This is a genomic window from Vibrio sp. V08_P9A1T1 (assembly GCF_963874405.1).
GTDB classification, from domain to species: domain Bacteria; phylum Pseudomonadota; class Gammaproteobacteria; order Enterobacterales; family Vibrionaceae; genus Vibrio; species Vibrio anguillarum.
In genome coordinates this window covers 23,255-29,254 of record NZ_CAWNIB010000110.1, presented here as the reverse complement: position 1 = coordinate 29,254, position 6,000 = coordinate 23,255, and the positions used below count along the sequence as shown (strand labels likewise).

Annotated in this window: 4 protein-coding genes; all 4 read left to right on the top strand. The window is 45.7% G+C overall.

The window, feature by feature from the left end; all coding sequences use genetic code 11:
* Positions 1-184 precede the first annotated feature (184 nt).
* A complete protein-coding gene (locus AACT21_RS05600; protein ID WP_094164689.1) occupies positions 185-1,483 on the top strand; it encodes an adenylosuccinate synthase in 1,299 nt (432 codons plus the stop codon).
* Positions 1,484-1,701: 218 nt separating this feature from the next.
* On the top strand, positions 1,702-2,337 hold the full coding sequence (gene motX, locus AACT21_RS05595; protein ID WP_013855917.1) for a flagellar protein MotX: 636 nt from the start codon (positions 1,702-1,704) through the stop codon (positions 2,335-2,337).
* A gap of 161 nt (positions 2,338-2,498) precedes the next feature.
* Positions 2,499-4,946 carry a ribonuclease R gene (rnr, locus tag AACT21_RS05590; RefSeq protein WP_017046740.1) on the top strand — a complete coding sequence of 816 codons (2,448 nt, stop codon included), beginning with the start codon at positions 2,499-2,501 and terminating at the stop codon, positions 4,944-4,946.
* A gap of 17 nt (positions 4,947-4,963) precedes the next feature.
* Positions 4,964-5,704, top strand: a complete 741-nt coding sequence (gene rlmB / locus AACT21_RS05585) for a 23S rRNA (guanosine(2251)-2'-O)-methyltransferase RlmB (protein WP_017042851.1) — start codon at positions 4,964-4,966, stop codon at positions 5,702-5,704.
* Positions 5,705-6,000 lie beyond the last annotated feature (296 nt).

Here is a 6,000-nt window from a genome sequence, read left to right as displayed (position 1 = left end):
TGCTTGTGTTGATCGTCAAGGAGAGCTGATCGTAAAAATATATTCGGATGAGTAACTTACGTGCCTAATAACTGAATCATTTATTAAGTTATATTTTTATGACATTTTCGTGTTTAAAAAAGGACTGCAAGGAAAAGGATTCGGTGCTAGAATCCTTTTTTAACTAGCAATCAGACTTGGAAAGATGGGAAATAACGTAGTCGTTCTAGGCACCCAATGGGGTGACGAAGGCAAAGGTAAAATCGTAGACCTTTTAACTGAAGATGCAAAATACGTGGTTCGCTACCAAGGCGGCCATAATGCGGGCCACACTTTGGTCATTGACGGTGAAAAAACCGTTCTTCATTTAATTCCATCCGGCATTCTTCGCAATAAAGTGAAATGCATCATCGGTAACGGTGTTGTGCTTTCACCTGACGCACTAATCAATGAAATGAAGCCTCTAGAAGAGCGTGGTATTCCAGTCCGCGAACGTCTTTTCATTTCTGAAGCTTGCCCACTTATTCTTCCTTACCACATTGCGCTTGACCAAGCTCGTGAAACGGCTCGTGGTAAAAAAGCAATTGGTACGACAGGTCGTGGTATCGGTCCTGCTTATGAAGACAAAGTGGCTCGTCGTGGTTTACGCGTTGGTGACTTGTTCGATATGGCTTCATTTGCAGAAAAGCTAAAAGAAGTGATGGAGTTCCATAACTTCCAACTTGAGCATTTCTACAAAGCTGAACCAGTAAGCTACGAATCCGTACTTAAGCAAGCACAAGGCTATGCTGATTTGCTGACTTCGATGGTGATCGACGTGACCGATGAACTTGATGCAGCGCGTAAGCGTGGCGACAAAATCATGTTCGAAGGTGCGCAAGGTACTATGCTTGACATCGACCACGGTACTTACCCATACGTAACCTCTTCTAACACGACTGCTGGTGGTGTTGCTGCTGGTTCTGGTTTCGGCCCTCGTCATCTAGGCTATATTCTAGGTATCGCGAAAGCTTACTGTACTCGCGTAGGTGCAGGTCCATTCCCAACCGAATTGGATGATGAAATCGGTAATCACCTAGGCACTAAAGGCCATGAGTTTGGTGCAACAACAGGCCGTAAGCGCCGTTGTGGTTGGTTTGATGCGGTAGCGATGCGTCGCGCCATTCAAATTAACTCAGTCACAGGCTTCTGCTTGACTAAACTTGATGTACTTGATGGTCTAGAAGAGCTAAAAATCTGTACGGGTTACCAAATGCCAGATGGCTCAATTGCTCAAGTATCACCAATGGCAGCTGACGCTTTTGAGACGGTAACACCTATTTACGAAACCATGCCAGGTTGGTCTGAAAATACTTTCGGTGCTAAATCAATTGATGCCCTGCCACAAGCGGCGCTTGATTACATCAAACGTATTGAAGAGTTGACTGGTGTACCTGTTGATATCGTTTCTACAGGTCCAGATCGTAACGAAACCATTATCAAGGTTCACCCATTTTCAGTTTAATGGTTGATTGATAAACGTTTTTAAAACCGGCTTTCAGAGCCGGTTTTTTTATACCTGTATTGATGATATTTTGTCCTTGGTGTGGCAATAAATGGCCGAATAACGGCAAATTTTGTCTAAAGAGTTTGCCGCACTGGTCGATAAAGTTATCAAGCCCAGCCCTAGATGAAACTGAGGCTATAATTTTAAGGCTATCGATAGACATAAAGAGTGCAGGTATGAAGCTACGAACGGTAGCAGCTTCATTGTTTTTAGCGCTGACCTCATCCTTGAGTCATGCCAACGTGGCGGAAGTGGGTGAGCCAGTCCCTATTTACACCGAAGCTGAACTAATCAAGTTAATTGAGCAAAATAAACATTTAGAGCAAGTCAAGGCCGACAACTGCCAATTGGTAGAAGATATTGTTGCGCGTGCTACTCGCATCAGCCTGCCTTCCTACGAGTTTTTGTATGGAGATATGCTAGCGTGGGGGGTCTGTGTAGATCAAGATGTCGAACTTGGCTTGTACTATATGGAAAATGCAGCTCATCAAGGTTTACCCGCTGCGTTAGAGCAGCTTGGGCGTTATTATTCGCGTGGTACTTTAGTACAGCAGGATAAAGAGCGAGCTATTCCCTATCTGCGTGAAGCCGCTGCGATGGGCAATATTAATGCTCGTATCCATCTAGCTGAGCTTTTGCTGCGTGATTATGGCAGCCCGCTTGATTATGAAGATGCTTATCGCTGGCTCTATAATTCGGTGACTATCGATCAAAGAATACATTCTCGGATCTCTATGCTCCGGCAGGGGTTAGAGCAGCGAATGCCACAAAATGTGGTTGCGCGAGCCAAGCGCAGAGATACGTTTTGGTAGCCTTCATTATTGCTTTTCTTATTTCGCCCACACGGTTGGGCGAAGTCATTTCTACGCTTTTCCTCTAACGCATTAGCCTATAATAATCAATACGCTGCTGTAGCTTCTGCCGTGAGTCAGTTATACTCTGGCTATCTCTCCTTGCTTTAGCAGGTCTGCCTATGTCTGAAATTATCAATAACGATCCTTTTGCGGATCGAGAATCTAGCAATTACGAAAATCCAATTCCAAGCCGAGAATTCATCCTCGAATTTCTAACCGAAGCCAATGTACCGATGAATCGTAATGATCTTTTTGAGGCATTGGGTTTGTCTGGTGAAGAGCAATACGAAGGGCTACGCCGTCGTTTGCGTGCGATGGAGCGAGATGGCCAATTGGTATTTACTCGTCGCCAATGCTATGCATTGCCAGAAAAACTGGAAATGATCAAAGGTCACGTAATCGGACATAAAGATGGTCATGGGTGGGTTCGTCCTGATGGCAGCGTTGGCAAAGATAACGATGTTTTGCTACCTCATCACCAAATGCGTACCATTATTCATGGCGACTACGTGCTGGTACAACCGACAGGCACGGATAAAAGAGGCCGTAAAGAAGGGCGTTTGGTCCGAGTTTTGGAAGAACGTAAAACCCAACTTGTTGGGCGTTTCTTCCTCGAAAATGGCTACTCTTATGTCGTGCCCGATGATTCACGCATCACTCAAGACATCTTGATCCCTAATGAGCACAAAGGCGGAGCTCGCATGGGGAACGTGGTGGTGATTGAAATTACCGATCGTGGTGCCAGAGCAAGAGGAATGACAGGCAGGGTTGTTGAAGTACTTGGGGAAAATATGGCTCCCGGTATGGAGACACAAATAGCGATTCGCACTCACCAGATCCCTCATGAGTGGCCGCAAGAAGTATTAAAGCAAGTCGAAAACCTGAGAGAAGAAGTTCCAGAAGAGGCGAAGCAAGGGCGCGTGGATTTGCGTCAATTACCTTTAGTGACTATTGATGGTGAAGACGCGCGTGACTTTGATGATGCGGTGTATTGCGAAGCCAAAAAAGGTGGTGGCTGGCGTCTCTGGGTTGCGATTGCTGACGTAAGTTATTATGTGCGCCCCGACACGGCTCTTGATAAAGAAGCGATCAACCGTGGTAACTCAGTTTACTTCCCATCGCAAGTCGTCCCTATGCTACCGGAAGTACTGTCGAACGGTCTTTGTTCACTTAATCCACAAGTCGACCGTCTATGCATGGTGTGCGAGATGACAGTCTCTGCAACGGGCAAAATTTCGGGTTACAAACATTACGAAGCCGTGATGAACTCTCATGCCCGTTTAACTTACAACAAAGTACACGCCATTCTTGAAGGGGATGAAGAGCTACGCGAACGTTATCAAGCCGTGGTTCCTCATCTTGAAGAACTCTATTCGATGTATAAGGTGCTAAAAGCAGCGCGTGATGAGCGTGGCGGTATTGAATTTGAAACGATTGAAACTAAGTTTATTTTTAATGCTGAGCGTAAAATCGACAGCATTGAACCTGTTGTCCGTAATGATGCGCACAAAATAATCGAAGAGTGCATGATCCTCGCTAATATTGCTTCAGCATCGCTGGTGGAAAAAGCGAAAGAGCCCGCTCTGTACCGTATCCATGAATCACCGGGAGAAGAGCGTTTGACCGGCTTTAGGGATTTCTTAGGCGAGCTTGGCTTGAACTTAGCGGGTGGGCTAGAGCCTTCACCAACCGATTACGCTAACTTAATGAAACAGATTGGTGAGCGCCAAGACAAAGAGTTGATCCAAACCATGTTACTGCGTTCCATGAAGCAGGCTGTGTATAACGCGGATAACTGTGGTCACTTTGGTTTAGCGCTCAAACGCTATGCGCACTTTACTTCACCTATTCGTCGCTACCCTGATCTCCTATTGCACCGCGCAATTAAATATTTGATTGCCAAAGAATCGGGCAATCACACCGACCGTTGGACAACCACAGGTGGTTATCACTACTCTTTTGATGACATGGACTTCTATGGTCAGCAATGTTCAATGACAGAACGCCGTGCTGATGATGCGACGCGTGAAGTATCTGATTGGCTCAAGTGTGAATACATGCAAGATCATGTAGGCGAAGAGCTTGATGGAGTCATAGCCAACGTGACAGGTTTCGGTTTCTTCGTTCGTTTAACTGAGTTGCACATTGATGGATTGGTCCATATTTCAACGCTAGCGAATGACTACTATCAATTTGATCCCGTAGGACAACGATTGATTGGCGAAAGTTTTGGCAACATCTATCGCTTAGGTGACGCCGTTAAAGTCAAAGTGTTATCCGTCAACTTGGATGATCGTCAAATTGACTTTGAAATCGTGGGCACTAGCCGTAAGCTGCGCGGAGAAGGCAAGACAGCGAAGAAACGTGCAACGGATGCACGAGAGAAAGCACGTGGCAAGAAGGTGACGTCAAGTAAAGGAAAGGCAACTCCTTTAGTTGAAGCGACTAAACGCCCAGATGAAAAAAGTAGTGAAGGCTCAAAACCTGAACGAAAAAAAAGCAAAACAACAAAAGCACGCAAAAAGAAACCCGCGGCCAAAGCAAATAAAGCGCGTGCTAGTAAATAACGATCAATGGGTAAATCATGAGTAACGAATGTATTTATGGTATTCACGCGGTCAGCGCTGTACTTGAAAAAGATCCAGCGCGATTGATAGAAGCGTTTGTACTAAAAGGGCGACAAGATGATCGCCTGCTTCCACTGTTAAATGAACTGCAACATTGCGGTGTCTCTATTCAACAGATGGGACGTAAAACATTGGATGACAAGGCTCAAGGGGCGAATCATCAGGGCATCATTGCTCGTGTAAAACCAGCAAAACAGCTTAATGAGCATGATTTAGAAGCAATCATCGCACAGCATGAACAACCGCTATTACTTGTTTTGGATGGTGTTACCGATCCGCATAATCTCGGCGCATGCTTACGTAACGCCGATGCTGCCGGGGTCGCTGCAGTGATCGTACCAAAAGATAAGTCAGCACCAATGACGGCAACGGTCAGCAAAGTCGCTTGTGGCGCTGCTGAAACTGTGCCTTTAGTACGAGTGACGAATCTTGCACGTACCATGCGCGCCCTTCAAGAACAAGGCGTATGGTTTGTTGGCACTGCCGGTGAGGCGACGCATGACATTTACCAAGCCAAACTGACAGGGCCCCTTGCGATTGTTATGGGCGCTGAAGGGGATGGTATGCGCCGCTTAACGCGCGAAACCTGCGATGATCTGATCAAAATACCGATGGCGGGCACCGTTTCTAGCCTAAACGTATCAGTAGCGGCTGGGATCTGTCTGTTTGAAGCAGTGAGACAGCGCCAAGCTGTATAATTGTGCAACAGGGATAAAAGGATAGGGTAGTGAGTGCTCACCTCATCTTTCTATCCCTTCTATTACTTCCTCAGTGAAAGAAGAAATAGATAGTTTATAAGTTTAATTTCTACACAGCGCTTGCATGTGTAATGGTGATCTGTATAATGCACCGCACTGGTTAAATCCAGTTGTGAACCAATGAGCAGTGAGGAGTAAACTGACCTAGCTGTTAGTTTAGTAACGTATACTCAGCTTATGTTCGCAGTTAATACAATTAGCTCTGTTGCGTTTAGTAATAGATTAAAGTTAATCGA

Coding starts and splice junctions, on each gene's coding strand:
- motX (WP_013855917.1), top strand. CDS start 1,702: ATGAAGCTACGAACGGTAGCAGCTTCATTGTTTTTAGCGCTGACCTCA.
- rlmB (WP_017042851.1), top strand. CDS start 4,964: ATGAGTAACGAATGTATTTATGGTATTCACGCGGTCAGCGCTGTACTT.
- AACT21_RS05600 (WP_094164689.1), top strand. CDS start 185: ATGGGAAATAACGTAGTCGTTCTAGGCACCCAATGGGGTGACGAAGGC.
- rnr (WP_017046740.1), top strand. CDS start 2,499: ATGTCTGAAATTATCAATAACGATCCTTTTGCGGATCGAGAATCTAGC.